Genomic DNA, 19,846 nt, shown 5'->3' on the forward strand with positions numbered 1-19,846 from the left:
GGCCGGGCCTTCGGGTTATCCACAGGCCGCGCACACCCGCTGGCACACGGTGACCGGGCTCCCTACCTTGGGCTCATGACCCCTCGAAACGACCAGCAGGAACGACTCCGGGCCCTGGGCCTGGACGCCTCACCGGCCGCGCGCCGGCTGCGCGCCCGCATCCCGCGCCCCGCCCCCGAACCCGCCGAGGGCATCCCGAGCGCCCCGTACTCGGTGGACGCCTGGCCCGAGCGCGACCCGCACGACCGCGCCCCGGCGCCCCCGGACCCGGAGCCGGACGCCGCCCGCACCGTGCGCACCCCGCCCCCGCGCGACCCGCCCCCGTGGACCGGCGCCCGTCTCCCCCACCCGCCGCTCACCGACGGCACCACCGAGCGCCTCCACCCGGCCCGCCCCCGCCCGGACGGAGCGCCCCCGGCCGCCCCGCCCTGGGACACACGCCCCACTCCGGAGCGCACCCGAAGCGTGAGCGGCCCCGCCCCGGACGATGGCCCCCCGCGTGCGGGCGGGACGCTTCCGGACCACGACGCACGCTCCACGGCAGGGCACCCCCGGAACGGGCGCACCCCCACCCTGCGCGGCGGCTCCACCCACCCGACCGAAACACCCCCGATCTGGGACACACGTCCTATCCCGGAGCGCACCCGAAGCGGGAGCGACCCCGCTGCGGCCTACAGCCTCTCCTACACCGCCACCCCGGACCACGACGCACGGTCCACGGCGGGGCGTCCCCGGAACGGGCACGGCCCCGACCCGCACAACGGACCCGCACGCCCGGGCCGGGCGCTGGCGCGTGACGGGGACGGACCCACCCCGGATGGCGGCTCCACGCACACGGGCGGGACGCCGGCGGGTGACGGGGGCGGACCGGGGCCCGAGGGGCTCGGCACGGCATCGGCATGGCGGCGCGCGGGCGCCGGGGCGCGGCGGCGGGCCGACGGGGACCCCGGCTCCGGGGTGCGCGGGGGCGCGGACGGCGCTGCCCCCGCCCGGCGGGACGGGGAGGAGCGGGTCCCGCGGGTGCCGAGCGGGTACACCGAGTTCCTCCCCCAGCGGGGCGGGCTCGTGGAGCGGTTGGCGCGGCGGTGGCCGCCCGAGGCGACCATGTCCCGGCGGGCCGTGGCGGCCCTGCTCGTGGTGGCGCTGGCCGCGGTCGCCGCCGTGCTGCTCCTGCGCGAGCGCCCCGCCGAGGTCGTCGCGCCCGAGACCGTCGCGCACACGCTCCCCGCCGAGGCGGCCACGCCCAGCGCCGCGGCGGCCTCCCCCGAGGCGGACGTGGTCGTGCACGTGGGCGGCGAGGTCGAGGACCCCGGACTGTACACGCTGCCACCCGGTTCGCGAGTGGCGGACGCGGTGGAGGCCGCCGGGGGCGCCCTCCCCGACGCCGACATGGACCTGCTCAACCTGGCCCGCTCCCTGGTGGACGGCGAGCAGATCCTGGTGGGCCTGCCACAGCCGGAGGCGGCGGCCCCGTCCGCGGACACCGCCGGGGGCCCGCTGGTGAACATCAACCAAGCCGACGAGGCGGAGCTGGAGACGCTGCCCCGCGTGGGCGAGGTCACCGCGGTCAACATCGTCTCCTACCGCGAGGCCAACGGGCCGTTCACCAGCGTGGACGACCTCCTCAACGTCGACCGCATCGGCGCCAAGACCCTGGAGGAGATCCGCCCGCACGTGACCGTCGGCTGAGGACCGGGGCCCGAAGCGCCCCGGAAGGAGGTGGTGGAGGTGGTGGTGTGGCTGGGGACGGACGGGTACGGGGTGGGGCGGCCGGTGGACCTGCGGTCGGTGGTGCCCGCCGCGGCCGCGTGGGCGGCCGCGCTGGCCGCCCCCGCAGCGCCGCCCTGGGCGGCGTGGGCGCTGGGCGGTGCCGCCTGGTGCGCGGCGGTGCTGGTGTTCCTGCTGGCGCGGGCGCCGGCCGAGGCGCTGGCGCTGACCACCGCCGCCGCGCTGGCCTGCGCCGGGACCGTCGCGGTGGTCGCCGGGGTCCAGGTGCACCGGGTGGCGGTCGGCGCGGCCCGGGCCGCTGTGGAGGCGGGCGGCGAGGTGGAGTTCACCGCCCGGGTCACCGGCGACCCACGGGCGCGCGCCGGGACACCGCGGCCGGGCCGGCCGGAGTGGGTCGTCCACGCGCGGGTGAGCGCCGCGGACGGGCGTCCGGGGAACGCCGAACCCGTGGTCCTGCTCGCCTCCGGCCGGGAGTGGCCGCGGCTGCTGCCCGGCCAGTCCCTCACCGCCCGCGGCGTGTTCGTCCCCGCCGAGGACGACCCCTTCCTCGGGGCCCTGGTCCTGGTGCGCGGCCCGCCCCTCGAGGTGGCCCCGCCCGACCGGTGGCAGCGGTTCGCCGGCGACGTGCGCGCCGGGCTGCGCGGCGCCGCCGCCGGCCTGTCCGAGCCCGAGCGCGGGCTGTTGCCCGCCCTGATCGTCGGCGACACCTCCGGAGTGGACGAACAGGTGGCGGAGGACTTCCGGGCGACCGGGATGACGCACCTCCTCACCGTCAGCGGCGCCAACCTCGCCATCCTGACCGGGGTGGTCGTGGCGCTGGGCCGCCTGGTGCGCGCGCCGCCGTGGTGGACGGTGGCGGGCGGGGCCGTGATGATCTGGCTGTTCGTCCTGGTCTGCCGCCCCGAACCCAGCGTGGTGCGGGCCGCCTTCATGGGCTCCCTCGCCCTGCTGGCGCTGGCGACCGGCCGCACCCACATGGCGCTGGGCGCGCTGGGAGTGACCGTGGTGGGGGTGCTGTTCGCCGCCCCCGCCCTGGCGTCCTCCTACGGCTTCGCGCTGTCGGTGCTGGCCACCGCGGGCATTGTGCTGCTGGTGCCGCGCTGGACCCGGGAGTGGTCGGCGTCGGTCCCCCGGGTGGTGGCCGAGGCCCTGGCCGTGGCAATGGCCGCGCACCTGGCGGTCGCCCCGGTGGTGGTGACCCTGTCCGGCGAGGTGTCGTGGGTGGCGGTCCCCGCCAACGTGCTGGCCGCCCCGGTGGTGGCGGTGGTGACGGTGCTGGGCTCCCTGGTCGCCGCCCTGGCTGTGGTCGCGCCGACGGTGGCGGCCGCGGTGGCGGTGGTGCCCGGCTGGGGCGTGGCCTGGATCGCGGCGGTGGCGCAGGCGGGCGCCCGCGTCCCGTACGGGGCGCTGCCCTGGCGGACCGACCTCTCGGGGGCGCTGCTGCTGGCCGTCCTGGTGGTGGCGCTGGTGGCGTCCCGGGGCCGGGTGCGGCGGGTGCTCGCCGCCGGGACGGCGGCGGTGCTGCTGCTGGCCGCGGCGGCGCGCTGCCTGCCCGGCGGGTGGCCGCCGCGGGACTGGGCGGTGGCGGCCTGCGACGTGGGCCAGGGCAGCGCCTTCGTGCTGTCGGTGGCCCCCGGTGCCGCGGTGGTGGCGGACACGGGCCGCGACCCCGAGGCGGTCGACGCCTGCCTGGAGCGCCTGGGCGTGCGCGAGGTCCCCCTGCTGGTACTGAGCCACGACCACGCCGACCACGTGGACGGCACCTCCGGGGTGCTGCGGCACCGCCGGGTGGACCGGGCCCTGGTCCCGCCGGGGTTCGGCGCCACCCCGGTGGGCGGGCTGCTCGCCGGGGCCGGGGTGGAGCAGGCGGCCGCCGAACGCGGGGACCGGCTGCGCGTGGGCGCCTGGACGCTGCGCGTCCTGTGGCCGCCGCCCGGCTTCCGCGGTTCCGTCAACGACGGCTCGGTGGTGGTGCGCGCCGACGCCCCGCACCTGTCGGTGCTGCTGCCCGGCGACGTCGAGGAGGAGGCACAGCGCCGGCTGCTCGGGGAGCCGCTGGCCGTGGCGGTGCTGGCGGTCCCCCACCACGGGTCGGCCGCGCAGGTCCCGGAGTTCCTGGAGGCCACGGGGGCGCGGATCGCGCTGACCTCGGTGGGCGCCGACAACCCCTACGGCCACCCGGCGCCCTTCACGCAGAGCGTGCTGCGCCGGATGGGCGCGCTGGACCTGCGCACCGACCTGTCGGGGGACATCGCGGTGGTCGGCACCGGCGAGGGACCCCTGGCGCTGGTCCGGGGTCCCGACCGGTCGCTTCGGCGCGCGGGAGGTCGGTGGGGCGTGGCATGCTCGTGGTATGCCTGCACCCGCCCCGATCACGCTCATCGTCGGCGACGAGGAACTCCTCGTCGACCGGGCCGTCGCCGCCATCGTGGCCGCCGTCCGCGCCGAGGACCCGGAGGTGGACGTCCACGACCTGGTCCCCGCCCAGGTGGGCCCGCACACCCTGGTGGAGGTCACCTCGCCGTCGCTGTTCGGCGACCGCCGGGTGGTCGTGCTGCGCTCGTCCCAGGACCTGGTCAAGGACCTGGCCGAGACGGTGACGGCCTATCTCAAGGACCCGGCCGACGACGTCACCCTGGTCCTGACGCACGCGGGCGGCAACAAGGGCAAGGCCCTGCTGCAGGCGGCGCAGAAGGCGGGTGCGGCCCGGATCGACTGCAAGGGCCCGACCAAGGGGCCCGAGCGCGTGGCGTTCGTCAAGGCCGAGTTCTCGGCGGCGGGCCGGCAGATCACCCCGGACGCCGCCCAGGCGCTGCTGGACGCGGTCGGCAGCGAACTGCGCGAGATCGCGGCGGCCTGCACCCAGCTGATCGCCGACACCGAGGGGCGGGTGGACGCCGCCGCGGTGGCCCGCTACCACTCGGGCCGGGCGGAGGCGTCGGGGTTCACCGTCGCGGACCGCGCGGTCGAGGGCCGCCTGCCCGAGGCGCTGGAGCAGCTGCGCTGGTCGCTGGCGGTGGGCACCGCCCCGGTGCTGATCAACAGCGCGCTGGCGGGCGCGGTGCGCGGCATCGCCGTGGTGGCGGGCCCCTCGCGCGGGGGCTCGGACGCGGACCTGGCCAAGAGCGCCAAGGTGCCGCCGTGGAAGCTGCGCACCCTGCGCCAGCAGGCGCGCGGCTGGTCCCCGGCGGGCATCGGCCGGGCGATGGCGGTGGTGGCCGAGACCGACGCGCTGATCAAGGGCGCGGGCCGCGACCCGGAGTACGCCCTGGAGCGCGCCGTCATCGAGATCGCCCGGGCCCGCGGCCGCCGCTAGGCCCTGCTCTCCGAGCGGGTCGGGGCGCGGAGCCGGTCCGAGGCCCCGGCGCGGTCGCGTCGGGGGCCGCGGCCGCTCGTCCCGACCGGTCGCGGCCCCGGGTTCCGCCCGGACAGGCCGGTCACCCGCTCCACGGCGCCGCGCTCACGGCAGGCAACCCGGCCGTGCCCTCGTCCCTGTCGGCCTCGGCCCCGGGTTCCGCCCGGACAGGCCGGCCGCCCATTCCACGGCACCACACTCGCGGCAGGCAACCCGGCCGTCCCCGCTGCCGTACCGCGGCTAGTGGATGGTGCGGCCGCCCTGCCACACGTGCAGGGCCTTGAGGCCCATCGACCACGCGAACGCGCCCTCGTGGTCGGCGTCCCACTGGACCAGGTCGGCGAGGCTGCCGGGGGTGAGCATGCCGCGGTCGGCGATCCCCAGGGCGCGGGCGCCGCCGACGGTGGCGGCGTGCAGCGCCTCCTGGACGGTCATCTGGAACATGGCCACGGCCAGGGAGATGATGAGCGGCATGGACGTGGCGCCGCTCTGTCCGGGGTTGTGGTCGGTGCCCAGGCCGACGGGCACCCCGTGGTCGAGCAGGGACCGCACCGGCGGGCGGCGGCGCTCGTGCAGCGAGGTGGTGGGGCAGGCCACCACGGGGGTGCGGGTGGCGGCCAGCGCCAGGATGTCCTCGTCGTCGGTCTCGTGCAGCAGGTCCACCGAGGTGCAGCCGAGCTCGGCGGCCATGCGCACCGCCCCGTGGCGGGGGCGCGAGCAGGCGTGCAGCGTGGTGCGCAGCCCGACGGACTGGCCCACGGACAGCAGCATCCGCGCGTCGTCGGTGGTGAACTGCCGGTTGTCGCAGTAGACGTCCACCCCGTCGGCGCCCACCTGGGCGGCGTCGGCCAGCCAGGAGGCGGCGGTGGCGACGTACTCGGCGGGGCGGCCGAAGAACTCCGGCGGCACCCCGTGGGCGGGGAAGAACGTGATGTGCAGGCGCGGCATGCCGGGCTCCTCCTCCAGGGAGCGCAGCAGGCGCACGTCGGCCAGTTCGCCGTCGCGGGTCAGGTGGTAGCCGGTCTTGGCCTCGACGGTGGTGGTCCCGGTGATGACCCAGTGCCGCAGCCGCTCCCGCACGGCGTTGCACAGCGTCCAGGGGTCGGTGCCGCGCGTGATGGTGACGGTGGTGGACACCCCGCCCCCGGCCGCGAAGATGTCCCCCTGGGAGGCGCCCTTGGCCCACATGCTGACCTCGGCGTAGCGGTCGCCCGCGTAGACGGGGTGGCAGTGGGCGTCGATGAGTCCGGGCGTGATGAGCCCGCCGCCGATGTTGATGATGTCGTCGACGTCGGTGAGGTCGTCGTAGACCCCGGGCAGGTGCTGGGGCAGTTCGGCGGCGGGGCCGACCCAGGCCACCCGCTCGTCGTCGATCAGGAGCGCCGCCTTGGTCAGCATCTCGTCGCCGGTCCACAACCGACCGATGTTGCTGAGGAGTACGACCGCCATGGTCAGCCGCCGGTCAGTTCCGCCGCGTGGAGAAAAGGGAGGGGTCGTGCAGGGAACGGGCGGACATGGCGACCTCGTATCTGGAACGATCCGACAGGGCCGACGGGGGCGGCCGGGGGCACCGCCGCGCGGGTCGGGGATCGCGGCGCGCCGGGCGCGCCGTGTCCGCCGGGCTCTGGGGCTGCGGCAGGTGCTCCAAAACCGTAGTCCATTCCCGGACTCCGTGTACACCTCTCCACAGGGACGAATGCGAGCGTTCCGCCGTATACCTCGCGAGAGGCCGACGTGACGAACCCCATGTCCGCCCGCGGCGACCTGCGGACATCCGATGTCCGGCGGGCACGCGGACCCCCGTTCGCGAACGTGAGACCCCTCCGGCCGCGGCGCATCCGGCTCCGGACGCACGGAACGGGCCCGGCCGTGCGGCCGGGCCCGTTCGAGGGCCGGTCAGGCGGTGCTGAGGGCGAACTCCTCCAGCCTGCCCGCCAGGACCTGCGAGACGAAGGCGTGCAGCTCGGTGCCCTCCTCGGTGTGCTCCTCCGCGAGGACGCGCCCCTCCTCGTGCACCTTGGCGACCAGGTCGCCGCGCGAGTAGGGCACCCGGACGCGCACCTCGTGCGCGAGCTCGGGCAGCGACTCGGCCAGGGCGGTGACCAGCGCGGCCACGCCCTCCCCGGTCCGGGCGGAGACCTCGACCATGTCGGGGTAGCGGGTGCGCAGCGCCTTGAGCACGTCCGGGTCGGCCGCGTCGACCTTGTTGACCACGATCAGCTCGGGCACGTCGGTGGCGTCGATGTCGGCGAACACCTCGCGCACCGCGGCGATCTGGCTCTCGGGGTCGGGGTGCGACCCGTCGACCACGTGCAGGATGAGGTCGGCGTCGGCGACCTCCTCCAGGGTGGACCGGAACGCCTCCACCAGCTGGTGCGGCAGGTGCCGGACGAACCCGACGGTGTCGCTGAGCGTGAACGCCCGGCCGTCGGGCGTGCGCGCCTGGCGGACCGTGGGGTCCAGGGTGGCGAACAGGGCGTTCTCCACCAGGACTCCGGCGCCGGTCAGCCGGTTGAGCAGGCTGGACTTGCCGGCGTTGGTGTACCCGGCGATGGCCACCGAGGGCACCTGGCGGGTGCGGCGGACGTCGCGCTTGACGTCGCGGGCGATGCGCATGTGGGCGAGCTGCCTGCGCAGCTTGGCCATCTTGTCGTTGATGCGCCGCCGGTCGGTCTCGATCTTGGTCTCACCGGGACCGCGCAGGCCCACGCCGCCGCCGGCGCCGCCGCCACCGGACCCGCCGGCCTGGCGGGACAGGCTGTCGCCCCAGCCGCGCAGGCGCGGGAGCAGGTAGTTGAGCTGGGCCAGTTCGACCTGGGCCTTGCCCTCGCTGCTGCGCGCGTGCTGGGCGAAGATGTCCAGGATGAGCGCGGTGCGGTCGACGACCTTGACCTTGACGACGTCCTCCAGCTGGCGCAGCTGGCCGGGGGTGAGCTCACCGTCGCAGATGACGGTGTCGGCCCCGGTGGACTCGACGATGTCGCGCAGCTCGGCGGCCTTGCCCTTGCCGACGTAGGTGGCGGGGTCGGGCTTGGAGCGGCGCTGGGTGAGGCCCTCCAGGACCATGGCCCCGGCGGTCTCGGACAGCGCGGCCAGCTCGACCAGCGAGTTGTCGGCGTCGGCCTGGGTGCCGCTGGTCCACACGCCGATCAGGACGACGCGCTCCAGCCGCAGCGACCGGTACTCGACCTCGGTGATGTCGGTGAGTTCGGTGGACAGCCCTTGGACGCGGCGCAGCGCGTGCCGGTCGGCGAGTTCCATCTCGCCCTGGTCGGGGACGTCCCCGTACGGGTGACGGTCGCCGCCGGTGTCGCGACGGGACCCCTCACCGGTGTCGGTCCCGTTCCCGTCGGCGAACGTGTCGTGGAGCCTCTCCTCGTCGGCGGCCTCGAAGGCCGCGCGGGTGCTTCCACGGGTTTCAGCAGTACTCATATCCCTCCAGGTGGGTCAACGCGATCACCGGGGTGATTCTTCCCGGTCCGCGCCGCGCGGACCACCCCGTCGATGGTGACACGCGCTTCCCGGCGGGGCACCTGAATTATCGCAGGCCACGTGGCGGAAGACACTCTGCCGTCGCGGGGTCCTCAAATGCCTTCTATCGGCCTGGACACAAGAACCGCGGAAGTTATCAGAGAATTTTCAACAAGCTTCACGCTGTGCGAAACTTCGTAGTCATGCAGGGTGGGGGCTGCGTTGACCCCGCCTCATCGACAACGGTAGCGTTTTCCACATCCCAGAAGCTTGTTTCGTATTGCGGAAGGTTTGCCATGGGCGCCACCCACGGGGTCGAGATCACCGGCCCCCTCAACGACCGGTTCGACGAGATCCTCACCGACGAGGCGCTCGCCCTCGTCGCCGAGCTGCACCGCGCCTTCGAGGAGCGCCGCCAGGAGCTCCTGGCCGCGCGCAAGGTCCGTGAGGAGCAGGTCGCCTCCGGTACCGACCTCGACTTCCTCCCCGAGACGAAGCACATCCGCGAGGACGACTCCTGGCAGGTCGCCCCGCCCGCCCCCGGCATCACCGACCGCCGCGTCGAGATCACCGGCCCCACCGAGCGCAAGATGACCATCAACGCGCTCAACTCCGGCGCCAAGGTGTGGCTCGCCGACTTCGAGGACGCCAACACCCCGCTGTGGGAGAACATGATCCAGGGGCAGCTCAACCTGCGCGACGCCCTGGACCGCACCATCGACTTCACCTCCCCGCAGGGCAAGACCTACGCCCTGAAGGCCGACGAGGAGCTGGCCACCATCGTGGTCCGCCCGCGCGGCTGGCACCTGGACGAGAAGCACATCCTCGTCGACGGCCAGCGCGCCGCCGGCGGCATCGTCGACTTCGCCCTCTACTTCTTCCACTGCGCGCAGCGCCAGCTGGACAAGGGCAAGGGCCCGTACTTCTACCTGCCCAAGATGCAGAGCCACCTGGAGGCCCGGCTCTGGAACGACATCTTCGTCCTGGCCCAGGAGCGCCTCGGCATCCCCCGCGGCACCATCCGCGCCACCTGCCTCATCGAGACCATCCCGGCCGCGTTCGAGATGGAGGAGATCCTCTACGAGCTGCGCGAGCACTCCGCGGGCCTGAACGCCGGCCGCTGGGACTACCTGTTCAGCATCATCAAGACGCACCGCACCCGCGGCCGCGACTTCGTGCTGCCCGAGCGCAACGCCGTCACCATGACCGCGCCGATGATGCGCGCCTACACCGAGCTGCTGGTCAAGACCTGCCACAAGCGCGGCGCCCACGCCATCGGCGGCATGGCCGCGTTCATCCCCTCCCGCAGGGACGAGGAGGTCAACAAGGTCGCCTTCGCCAAGGTCCGCGACGACAAGTCCCGCGAGTCCGGCGACGGCTTCGACGGCTCCTGGGTCGCCCACCCCGACCTGGTGCCGATCGCCATGGAGGTCTTCGACGGCGTCCTGGGCGAGAAGCCCAACCAGATCGACAAGCAGCGCCCCGAGGTCGAGGTGACCGCGGCCGACCTGCTGGCCGTGGACCGCACCCCGGGCGGCGTCACGCAGGCGGGCCTGCGGGGCAACATCAACGTCGCGCTGCAGTACCTGGCGGCCTGGATGGGCGGCAACGGCGCGGTGGCGATCCACAACCTCATGGAGGACGCCGCCACCGCCGAGATCTCCCGCTCCCAGATCTGGCAGTGGCTGCACAACGGCGTCACCCTCGACGACGGCCCCGAGGTCACCGCCGAGCTGGTCACCCGGATCATCGACGAGGAGCTGGCGGCCATCCGCGAGTCCCAGGGCGCCGCCTTCGACGAGGGCCTGTACAAGCAGGCCAAGGAGCTGTTCTCCGAGGTCGCGCTGGCCGACGAGTACATCGACTTCCTCACCCTGCCCGCCTACGAGCGCATGCCGTAGGGCGTACCGGGCCCCGCGCCCCGCGTCCGGCCGCCTCCCACCGGGAGGCCGCCCCGCGGCGGCCCGGGCCCCCGGCCCACGGGGCGGCGGTCCCTCCGGACCGCCGCCCCTTCGTGTACCTCACCGACGGCACATTCCGCCCAACGAAAGAGAAATTCCGTACGCCCCTCTTGTGTCTCGGGCCACACGGCCGTAGTTTTCCCTCGCGGGGCCGTCCACACAGAGGTCTGACCGCACCCGCGCCGACAGCCCGGGAGGCGCCATGCCCGATACCGCCGACCCGATCCCGGCCGCCGTGGCCGCGCTCGTCCCCCGCCTGCGGGAGATCTGCGGCGAGGACGGCGTGCTGACCGACACCTCGCAGCGCCGCGTCTACGACAGCGACGGCATCACCCACCACCGCGAGGTCCCCGGCGTGGTGGTGCTGCCCGCCACCGCCGAGCAGGTCGCCGCCGTGGTGGGGCTGTGCGCCGGGGCCGGGGTGCCGTTCGTCCCCCGCGGGGCGGGCACCGGACTGTCCGGGGGCGCGCTCCCCCACCCCGAGGGCGTGCTGCTGACCACCTCCCGCATGCGCCGCATCGTCGAGGTCGACCCCGACAACGAGTGCGCCGTGGTCGAGCCCGGGGTGACCAACCTCGACGTCAGCCGGGCCGCCGCGCCGTACGGCTACTACTACGCGCCCGACCCCTCCAGCCAGCAGGTGTGCTCGGTGGGCGGCAACGTCGCCGAGAACTCCGGGGGCGCGCACTGCCTCAAGTACGGGTTCACCGTCAACCACGTGCGAGGACTGGACGTGGTCACCCCCGACGGCGCCCTGGTCCGCCTGGGCGGCAAGGCCCCCGACGCGCCCGGCCACGACCTCATCGGCGCGTTCATCGGCTCCGAGGGCACCCTGGGCGTCGCCACCCGGATCACCGTGGGCCTGACCCGGCTGCCGGAGCGGACCGTCACCCTGCTGGCCGCTTTCACCTCCATGGACGCGGGCGGGCGCGCGGTCGGCGACATCATCGCCGCCGGGGTGCTGCCCTCGGCGATCGAGATGATGGACGCCCTGGCGATCGAGGCCGCCGAGGCCGCCGTGGCCTGCGACTACCCGGCGGGCGCCGCGGCGGTGCTCATCGTGGAGCTGGACGGCCCGGCCGCCGAGGTGGAGGCCGAGCTCGCCGAGGTGACCCGGCTGTGCGCGGCCGCGGGGTCGTTCGAGACCCGCACCGCCGCCGACGCCGACGAGCGGGCCCGGATCTGGAAGGGCCGCAAGTCGGCGTTCGCCGCCGTGGGCCGGATCAGCCCCGCCTACATCGTCCAGGACGGGGTGGTGCCCCGCACCGCCCTGTCCGAGGTGCTGCGCCGCATCACCGAGCTGTCGGAGGAGAGCGGCATCCGGGTCGCGAACGTGTTCCACGCCGGGGACGGCAACCTGCATCCGCTGGTGCTGTTCGACGACGCCGAACCCGGGGCGGGCGAACGCGCCGAGGAGGTCTCGGGGGCCATCCTCGACCTGTGCGTGGAGCACGGCGGGTCCATCACCGGCGAACACGGGGTGGGCGTGGACAAGGCGTGCAAGATGCCGCGCATGTACTCCCCCGACGACCTGGCGACCTTCGACCTGTTCCGGAGGGCCCTGGACCCGGAGGGCATCGCCAACCCGTACAAGCTGCTGCCCACCCCGCGCCTGTGCGGGGAGAGGCCGGGCGTGCGCACGGGTGTGCACCCGCTGGTGGAGTCGGGTCGGGCCGAGCAGTTCTGAGCGAAGGGACCGGTGTGACGCGGCAGGGGATCGAGGGCGTCCGCGCGGGCGGGCCGGAGGACGCCGTGTGCGGCGTCGTCCCGGCGCGCGCGGCGCGCCCGCGGGATGTGGACGGACTGGCGGGGCTGCTGGCGGAGGCGGCCCGGAACGGGTGGTCGGTGGCCGTCCGCGGCGGCGGCACCGCCCTGGACTGGGGAGGCCGGCCGGCCTCCGCCGACCTGCTGGTGGACACCGGCGGGCTGGTCCGGATCGACCACGACGCGGGCGACCTGGTGGTGGAGGTCGGCGCGGGCACGCCGGTGGCCGAGCTCTCGGCGGTGCTCGCGAAGGCGGGCCAGCGCCTGTCGGTCGACCCGGTCCGCGCCGGGGGGACCGTGGGCGGGCTGCTGGCCACCGGCCTGGCGGGGCCGCGGCGGCTGCTCACCGGGGCGCTGCGGGACCTGGTCATCGGCATGACGGTGGTGCGCCCGGACGGGGTGGTGGCCCGCAGCGGCGGCCGGGTGGTCAAGAACGTCGCCGGCTACGACCTCGCCAAGCTGCACGTCGGCGGGTACGGCACCCTGGGCGTCATCGCCTCCGCCGCCTTCCGCCTGCACCCCCTGCCCCCGGCGCTGCGGCTGCTGGAGCTGCCGCTGCCCTCCCTCGCCCACGCCGAACGCCGCCTCACCGTGCTGCGGGCGAGCCACGCCGTGCCCGCCGCGGTGGAACTCGACTGGCCCGTGGAGGGGCGGTCGCGCCTGCGCGTCGTGCTGGAGGGCACCCCCGAGGGCGTCGACTCCCGGGCCGCCGGGCTGCTGGAGTCCCTGGCCTCCGGGCTGCCCGCCGGGGAGGTGCGGGTGGCCGACCGGCTCCCCGACGACTGGGGCCTGCTGCCCGCCGAGGGCACCCTGATCCGCCTGTCCGTGCCCCCGGCGGAGGCCGCCGCGGCCGCGGCCCGCGCCGCCGAGCTGGGCGGGGCCGTGGACACCGACGTGCGCACCACCGGGTCGGCGCGGGCCGGGGCACTGGTCACCGCCGTCCCGCCGGGCGCCTCCGCGGCCGCCGTCACCGTGCTCCTGGAGGGGCTCCGCTCCCACTCCGGCTGGACCGCGACCGTCGTCCGGGCGGAGGAGCACCTGCACGCGGCGGGCATCGACCTGTGGGGCGAGGTGCCCGGACTCGCGGTGATGCGCGCGGTCAAGGACGCCATGGACCCCGACCACCGCATGGCACCCGGGCGCTTCGTGACCGGCGCCCCGCACACCCCCCGGGAGGAACGACCGTGACCGACCTGCCCGACCCCGCCGCCGACCGCCCCTTCGAGGAGCTGCTGGGCGACTGTGTGCACTGCGGCTTCTGCCTGCCCACCTGCCCCACCCACGTGCTGTGGGGACAGGAGATGGACTCCCCGCGCGGGCGCATCCACCTCATGGCGCAGACCCACGACGACGTGCTCACCGAGGCCGCCGTCGGCCACTTCGACAACTGCCTGGGCTGCCTGGCCTGTGTGACCGCCTGCCCCTCGGGGGTGGCCTACGACGCCCTCATCGACCGCACCCGGGTCCGGGTGGAGGAGGAGCACCGGAGGCCGCTGCCCGAGCGGGCGCTGCGCGGCGCGGTGTTCGCGCTCTTCCCCCACCGGCGGCGGCTGCGCATGCTGCGCGGCCCCCTGCGCGCCTACCAGGCGTCGGGGGCGTCCGCGCTGGTGCGCCGGTCCGGGCTGCTGGACCGGATCTCCCCCGCGCTGGCCACCATGGAGCGCGTCGCCCCGCCGCTGTCGGCCCCGCCGCCCGCCCTCCCCGAGCTGGTCCCGGCGGTCGGCCGGGCGCGGGCCCGGGTGGGGATGCTGCTGGGCTGCGTGCAGGACGCGTTCTTCCCCGACGTGAACACGGCGACGGCGCGGATCCTGGCGCTGGAGGGCTGCGACGTGGTCGTCCCCCGCGACCAGGGCTGCTGCGGCGCGCTCTCGGGCCACGCCGGGCGGGGCGCCGAGGCGGCGGGGTTCCTGGAAGCGCTGATCGGGGCGTTCGAGCGCGCCGGCGTGGAGCGGATCGTGGTGAACTCGGCGGGCTGCGGCTCGGGGATGCGCCATGCCGAGCGGGTGCTCTCCCAGGCCGGGGCCGACGACTCCCTGGTGCGGCGGGGCCGGGCGTTCGCCGCCAAGGTCGTGGACCTCACCGAGTTCCTGGTGGACCTGGGGCCGGTGGCCGAACGCCACCCGCTGCCGCTGCACGCGGCCTACCACGACGCCTGCCACCTGTCCCACGGCCAGGGCGTGACCCGCCAGCCGCGCGCGCTGCTGGCGGGCATCCCCGGGCTCACGCTGTCCGACCTGCCGAACAGGGAGATCTGCTGCGGCTCGGCGGGCGTCTACAACCTCTTCAACCCCGAACCGGCCCGGGAGCTGGGCGACCGCAAGGCCGCCGACGCCGCCTCGACCGGCGCCCGGCTGCTGGTGTCGGGCAACCCCGGCTGCTCCCTGCAGATCGCCTCGGCCCTGGAGAGGGCGGGCACCCCGATGGCGGTGGCGCACACCGCCCGGGTCCTGGACGCCTCCCTGCGCGGCCTGTCCGTGCGGAGCCTGCTGGGCGGCGGCTGAGGCGGGTCAGAGCAGGGAGGTCTCGCCCTCGGCCACGATGACGGCCGGCCCGCGCAGGCGGGCCCCGTCGGCGTCGAGGAACACGGTGCACTCGCCGCCCGGGACGCGCACCCGCCAGGTGGCGCCCTCCCCGGGCGGGGTGGCGGCCGCGGCGGCGGCGACGATGCCGGTGCCGCAGGAGCGGGTCTCCCCGGCGCCGCGCTCGTACACGCGCATCCGCAGCACGCCCGGGGCCTCCTCGTTGTACACCTCGACGTTGGCCCCGGCGGGGAACGCCTCGGGGTCCAGCGCCGGCAGGGCGCGCAGGTCCACCTCGGCGACCGGCGCGGAGACCTCGCAGGCCAGGTGGGGGTTGCCCACGGAGATGCGGACGCCCTCCACCGTGCGGTCGGCCAGCCGGGCCGCGGAGGTGCCCAGCCGCTCCACGCGGCCCATGTCTATGGTGATGTCGCCGTCGGCCTCGACGGTGACCTCCTTGGCCCCGTCGCGGGTACCGACCTCGAACCGGTCCGCGTCCACGAGCCCGGCGTGGCGCAGGTAGCGGGCGAACACCCGCACCCCGTTGCCGCACATCTCGGCGATGCTGCCGTCGGCGTTGCGGTAGTCCATGAACCACTCGGTGCGCTCGGCGGTCCGGGCGGACGGGGCGAGCGCCTCGCCCAGGAGCCGGGTGCGCACCACGCGCAGGATGCCGTCGCCGCCGATCCCGGCGCGCCGGTCGCACAGCAGGCGGACGTCCGCCTCCGTGAGGCGGAGCTCCCCGTCGGGGTCGGGGAGGATCACGAAGTCGTTCTCGGTTCCGTGGCCCTTGGCGAATCGCATGCGCCCAGCGTAGTGCCCGCACGTGCCCGGCGACGCCCACGGGCCGCTTAGGCTGGGGGGATGATCAAGGTGATCGCGGTCGTGGGTCCGACCGCCGTGGGCAAGTCCGACCTGGCAGTGGAGCTGGCCCTGCGCCTGGAAGAGCGCACGGGGCGCCGCGGCGAGGTGATCAACGCCGACTCCATGCAGCTGTACCGGGGGATGGACATCGGCACCGCCAAGCTCCGCCGGGAGGAGCGGCGGGGCGTGCCCCACCACCTGCTCGACATCTGGGACGTCACCGAGCCCGCGGACGTCGCCAGCTACCAGACGCTGGCGCGCGAGCTGGTGGAGGACTGCGCCGACCGGGACGTCCTGCCGATCCTGGTGGGCGGCTCCGGGCTGTACGTGCGGGCGGTCCTGGACCACCTGGAGTTCCCCGGCACCGACCCGCAGGTGCGCGCCCGGCTGGAGGCGGAGCTGGCCGAGGTGGGCCCGGGGGTGCTGCACGCCCGGCTGGCCGAGGCCGACCCGGCGGCGGCGCGGGCGATCCTGCCCGGCAACGGGCGCCGGATCGTGCGGGCGCTGGAGGTCATCGAGCTGACCGGGCGGCCGTTCACCGCGACCATGCCCGACCACGCGTCGTTCTACCCGTGCACGCAGATCGGTCTGACCGCCCCGCGCCCGGACCTGGACCCCCGCATCGACCTGCGGGTGGACCGCATGTGGGAGCAGGGCCTGGTCGACGAGGTCCGCGAGCTGGACCGTCTGGGGCTGCGCGAGGGCCGCACCGCGTCCAAGGCGCTGGGGTACGCCCAGGCGCTGGCGCAGCTGGACGGGGAGCTGTCGGAGGAGGAGGCGCGGGCGGCGACCGCCCAGGCCACCCGCCGGTTCGCCCGGCGGCAGGAGTCGTGGTTCCGCCGCGACCCGCGGGTGCGCTGGCTGCCCTACGACGCGCCCGACCTGGTGGAGCGGGCGCTGCACCAGGTGGACACGGCGCTGTCGGCGACCGGCGACGAGCCCGGCGAGGCGCTGGTGGACATCGCGACGATGGTCCCGCGGAACCTGTAACCGCGACCGGAACACCCGGGGGGCGTGCCCGAAGGCACGCCCCCCGCTTTCTTTTCCGCCCCTTCCTCCCCCCTCGCCTCCCGTGTCCCTCCCGCCGGGCCGGGGGCTTGCCAGGGGCACCGTGACGGCCTAGTTTTGACTGTGTGACCGGATTTGAAATCTGGTCACGCGGTCACGGATCGCGCGACCACGGATCGGGGGTGCGGGAACATGAGGGCATGGGCCGACAGGTCTCCCGACATTCCCCGAGCCACAGGAGCGACAGTGGTCACGACCGCAGGAACCCCCCGCGACGCCGAACGCGCCCGCCGAGCGGTGCGCATCCTCGACGCCGCGGGCGAACTACTCCTCTCGCTGGGCTACGGCAAGATCACCATGGAGGACGTGGCCCGCCGGGCGGGTGTCGGCAAGGGCACGGTCTACCTGCACTTCCCCACCAAGGAGGTGCTGTTCGGGCTGGTCGTGGTCCGGGTCCAGCTGGAGGTCGGCACCCGGCTCATCGAGGCCATGAGAACCGACCCCGCGGCGATCATGCCGGGGGCCACCGCCCGCTGGATCTACCTGACACAGCACGAGACACCGCTGGTCAAGGCCATCCTCGCCCGCGACCCGCAGACCCTGGGCGGCATCGTCGAAACGGTCGGCACCACCCAGAGCGGGCTGATCGGCCTGCGGGCCCGCGTGATGCAGGAGTACTTCACGGTCCTGCGCGGGCACGGCCTGCTGCGCACCGACCGGCCGGTCGAGGAGCAGAACTACCTGTTCGTCTCGTCCGTCCTGGGCGGACTGGTCGCACCGCCCCTGCTGTCCCGGCAGTCCTACCCGGTCCCCGAAGCGCGGGTGCGCGCCGACATCCTCGGCGAGTCCGTGCGGCGGAGCCTGGAGGAGGACGCCGACCCCGACGCGCTGCTCGCCGCCCGACCCGAGGTCCTCGCCCTGTTCGAGGGGCTCATGGGGTGGGCGCGCAAGGCGCTGGAGGAGTACCTCCCATCCACCGAGTGAACGCCCGGGAGGGCACATGAGCACTCAGACCCTGTTCGAACTGACGGCCCCGCCGGCCGACCTCGACCACGTCGAACTGCTGGAGCGCGTCCGCGCCGCCGGAGCGCGGGCCCGCGCCACCATGGGCGGCATGGAGATGCGGCTGGTCGTGGACGACGCCGACGCCCGCACCATCTTGAGCGACCGCCGGTTCGTCATCAACGCCGAGAACCTGCCCGGCGAGCGGACGGTGCCGTCCCGGCCGGAACTGCTGCTGGCCATGGGCATGCGGCCCGAACTGATCACCCACATCAGCGAGGGCCTGCTGGACAAGGACGGGGTCGACCACGTCCGGCTGCGCAAGCTGGTCTCGCGCACCTTCACCGTGCGCCGGATCGAGGCGATGCGCCCGCGCATCCGCTCCATCGCCGAGAAGCTCATCGCCGGCCTGCCCGACCGCGTCGAGGGCGCGTCCGTGGACCTGGTCGACCACTTCACCTACCCGCTGCCGATCGCCGTCATCTGCGACCTGCTCGGGGTGCCCGAGGAGGAGCGGACGCCCTGGCGGGAGTGGGGGCACACCCTCACCTCGTTCAAGTTCTCCGACCTGGAGGCGATGAACCGGACGGTCGGCTCCCTGGTGGACGCCTCCCGGCGCCTCATCGCGCTGCACCGCGAGCACGAGTACGACGACCTGCTCGGCGACCTGGTCCGGGTCCGCGACGAGGACGGCGACCGGCTCTCGGAGGAGGAGCTGATCACGATGATCATCACCCTGGTCGTCGCCGGTCACGAGACCACCGCCAACCTCATCGCCAACGGGACCCACGCCCTGCTCACCCACCCCGACCAGCTGGCCGCGCTGCGGGAGGACCCCGGCCTGATGCCGTCGGCGGTCCACGAGATGCTGCGCTGGTGCGGCCCGGTGTTCCAGACCCGGCCGCGGTTCGCGACCGAGGACGTCGAGCTGTCCACCACGACCATCCCGGCGGGCACCGCCGTGATCGCCATGGCCGCGGGGGCCAACCGCGACCCCCGGGTGCACCCCGAGCCGGAGCGGTTCGACATCACCCGGCACCGGGGCGAGCCCGGCGAGGCGCACCTGGCCTTCGGGCACGGGCTCCACTACTGCCTGGGCGCGGCGCTGGCCCGGGCGGAGGGGCAGGAGGCGCTCGCCGCGCTGCTGGCCGCCTTCCCCGGGCTGGCGCTGGACCCCGCGCGCCCGCCGGTGCGCCAGCCCAACCTGGCGTTCGTACGGTTCGAGGACCTGTACGTGCTGCTCTAGGACGTGTGGGCCGGGGCGGCGCCACGCCCCGGCCCGCACCCACCGGTCCGGCGGCGTACAGGGCACCCGGTCGGAACCGAACGGTCCGGGGCACCGTCCCAGAGCACGGATCCGACACCACCACCGAGGGGGACCATGACCGAGCCGACGGACGCCGAACGACTCTCCCGGGCCTTCCGGGCCCTGGACACGGCGGGCGTCATCGCGCGCGAGGACTACGGCTGGGGCCGGGGCGACGGCCCGGTCATCATGGGCGGCGAGCGCGAGAAGTCCTTCCCCCGTGCACGCGGCTTCGTTCACGACGCCGTCGACCGGGGCCCCGGACTCCTGTTCTTCGGCGTGTTCACCGACCGGCCGCGGCAGGCCCCGGAGGAGCAGGCCGCCATCGGCCACGAGGTCGTCGAGGCCCTGCGCGAGCAGGGCCTCGAACCCTCCTGGAACGGCGACCCCGGGCGGGCCGTCGAGCTCGCACCGGGCGCGTGGAAATGGCACACCCCCCGCGAACCGGACCACGGCCGGGCCCGCGGCCTGCTGGTGAACTTCGACGACCGGCGGCTCGACAACGGGGGGCTGGCCCGGGCCGCCGGCGAGGGGGTGGCGGGGGACGGCCTCTGGCGGGAACTGCTGTACCGGCTGACACCCACCCCGAACTCGTACATGACGTTCATCGCGCCGAACGACGCGAGCGTCCAGCTGGTCTGGGAGGAGGGACCGCTCCTGCGGGTGGAGGTCCCCGATCCGCGGGAGCGGGTGTTCCGGTTCGCGCACCTGCCCCTAAACCGGGCCGAGCAGGTGGTCGCGGCCCTCGCCGAGGACGGGCGGCAGGTCCTCGGCGACTTCGCAGACCTGGAGGTCGAGCCCTGGGGCTGACCGGTCCGGGGACGGCGACGGCCCCGGTGCTCGCGCACCGGGGCCGTTCCACGCCTCG

13 protein-coding genes and 1 pseudogene are annotated in these 19,846 nt (G+C 75.0%); 11 read left to right on the plus strand and 3 right to left on the minus strand.

The features are described from left to right. Positions 1-75 precede the first annotated feature (75 nt). The 3 genes and pseudogenes from ACFVNO_RS18160 (at position 76) to holA (ending at position 5,044) form a co-directional block, all read left to right on the plus strand. Entirely contained in the window at positions 76-1,689 is a 1,614-nt protein-coding gene (locus tag ACFVNO_RS18160; protein WP_378893896.1) for a helix-hairpin-helix domain-containing protein, read from the plus strand. Between the two features lie 39 nt (positions 1,690-1,728). Next, positions 1,729-4,032, plus strand: a pseudogene (locus ACFVNO_RS18165) (ComEC/Rec2 family competence protein); the annotation flags it as partial. Positions 4,033-4,081: 49 nt separating this feature from the next. Next, complete coding sequence (gene holA, locus ACFVNO_RS18170) at positions 4,082-5,044, plus strand: DNA polymerase III subunit delta (RefSeq protein WP_220562659.1); 963 nt, start codon at positions 4,082-4,084, stop codon at positions 5,042-5,044. A 279-nt stretch (positions 5,045-5,323) separates the two neighbouring features. Here the strand turns inward: holA and ACFVNO_RS18175 are convergent, their stop codons facing one another. Both ACFVNO_RS18175 and hflX read right to left on the minus strand, forming a co-directional pair. Continuing rightward, complete coding sequence (locus ACFVNO_RS18175) at positions 5,324-6,532, minus strand: amidohydrolase family protein (protein ID WP_220562660.1); 1,209 nt, start codon at positions 6,530-6,532, stop codon at positions 5,324-5,326. Between the two features lie 447 nt (positions 6,533-6,979). Next, positions 6,980-8,515 carry a GTPase HflX gene (gene hflX, locus ACFVNO_RS18180; protein WP_355259754.1) on the minus strand — a complete coding sequence of 512 codons (1,536 nt, stop codon included), beginning with the start codon at positions 8,513-8,515 and terminating at the stop codon, positions 6,980-6,982. A gap of 335 nt (positions 8,516-8,850) precedes the next feature. Between hflX and aceB the strand changes: the two genes are divergently transcribed. From aceB to ACFVNO_RS18200, 4 genes are all read left to right on the plus strand, one after another. Further along, positions 8,851-10,455, plus strand: a complete 1,605-nt coding sequence (aceB, locus tag ACFVNO_RS18185) for a malate synthase A (protein WP_378893903.1) — start codon at positions 8,851-8,853, stop codon at positions 10,453-10,455. A 262-nt stretch (positions 10,456-10,717) separates the two neighbouring features. Next, positions 10,718-12,202 (plus strand): FAD-linked oxidase C-terminal domain-containing protein, encoded by a 1,485-nt coding sequence (locus ACFVNO_RS18190; RefSeq protein ID WP_355259748.1) that lies wholly within the window; start codon positions 10,718-10,720, stop codon positions 12,200-12,202. 14 nt (positions 12,203-12,216) lie between these two features. After that, on the plus strand, positions 12,217-13,467 hold the full coding sequence (locus tag ACFVNO_RS18195) for an FAD-binding oxidoreductase (protein ID WP_355259745.1): 1,251 nt from the start codon (positions 12,217-12,219) through the stop codon (positions 13,465-13,467). Next, positions 13,464-14,780, plus strand: coding sequence for a (Fe-S)-binding protein (locus ACFVNO_RS18200; RefSeq protein WP_378893907.1), 1,317 nt, complete (start codon positions 13,464-13,466; stop codon positions 14,778-14,780). The genes ACFVNO_RS18195 and ACFVNO_RS18200 overlap by 4 nt, the downstream gene beginning before the upstream one ends. Positions 14,781-14,786: 6 nt before the next feature. On the opposite strand, the gene dapF is transcribed toward ACFVNO_RS18200, so the two are convergent. After that, positions 14,787-15,602 carry a diaminopimelate epimerase gene (gene dapF / locus ACFVNO_RS18205; protein ID WP_355259739.1) on the minus strand — a complete coding sequence of 272 codons (816 nt, stop codon included), beginning with the start codon at positions 15,600-15,602 and terminating at the stop codon, positions 14,787-14,789. Positions 15,603-15,662: 60 nt separating this feature from the next. Here dapF and miaA point away from each other — a divergent pair, with 60 nt between their 5' ends. From miaA to ACFVNO_RS18225, 4 genes are all read left to right on the plus strand, one after another. Next, positions 15,663-16,652 (plus strand): tRNA (adenosine(37)-N6)-dimethylallyltransferase MiaA, encoded by a 990-nt coding sequence (gene miaA, locus ACFVNO_RS18210; protein WP_355259736.1) that lies wholly within the window; start codon positions 15,663-15,665, stop codon positions 16,650-16,652. A gap of 264 nt (positions 16,653-16,916) precedes the next feature. After that, positions 16,917-17,654 (plus strand): TetR/AcrR family transcriptional regulator, encoded by a 738-nt coding sequence (locus ACFVNO_RS18215; RefSeq protein ID WP_277615490.1) that lies wholly within the window; start codon positions 16,917-16,919, stop codon positions 17,652-17,654. Between the two features lie 16 nt (positions 17,655-17,670). Continuing rightward, entirely contained in the window at positions 17,671-18,918 is a 1,248-nt protein-coding gene (locus ACFVNO_RS18220) for a cytochrome P450 (RefSeq protein ID WP_355259733.1), read from the plus strand. Positions 18,919-19,053: 135 nt separating this feature from the next. Continuing rightward, positions 19,054-19,788 (plus strand): DUF6891 domain-containing protein, encoded by a 735-nt coding sequence (locus ACFVNO_RS18225; protein WP_378893913.1) that lies wholly within the window; start codon positions 19,054-19,056, stop codon positions 19,786-19,788. Positions 19,789-19,846: the final 58 nt, after the last annotated feature.

The organism is Nocardiopsis sp. NPDC057823 (genome assembly GCF_042797335.1).
GTDB classification, from domain to species: Bacteria; Actinomycetota; Actinomycetes; order Streptosporangiales; family Streptosporangiaceae; genus Nocardiopsis; species Nocardiopsis changdeensis.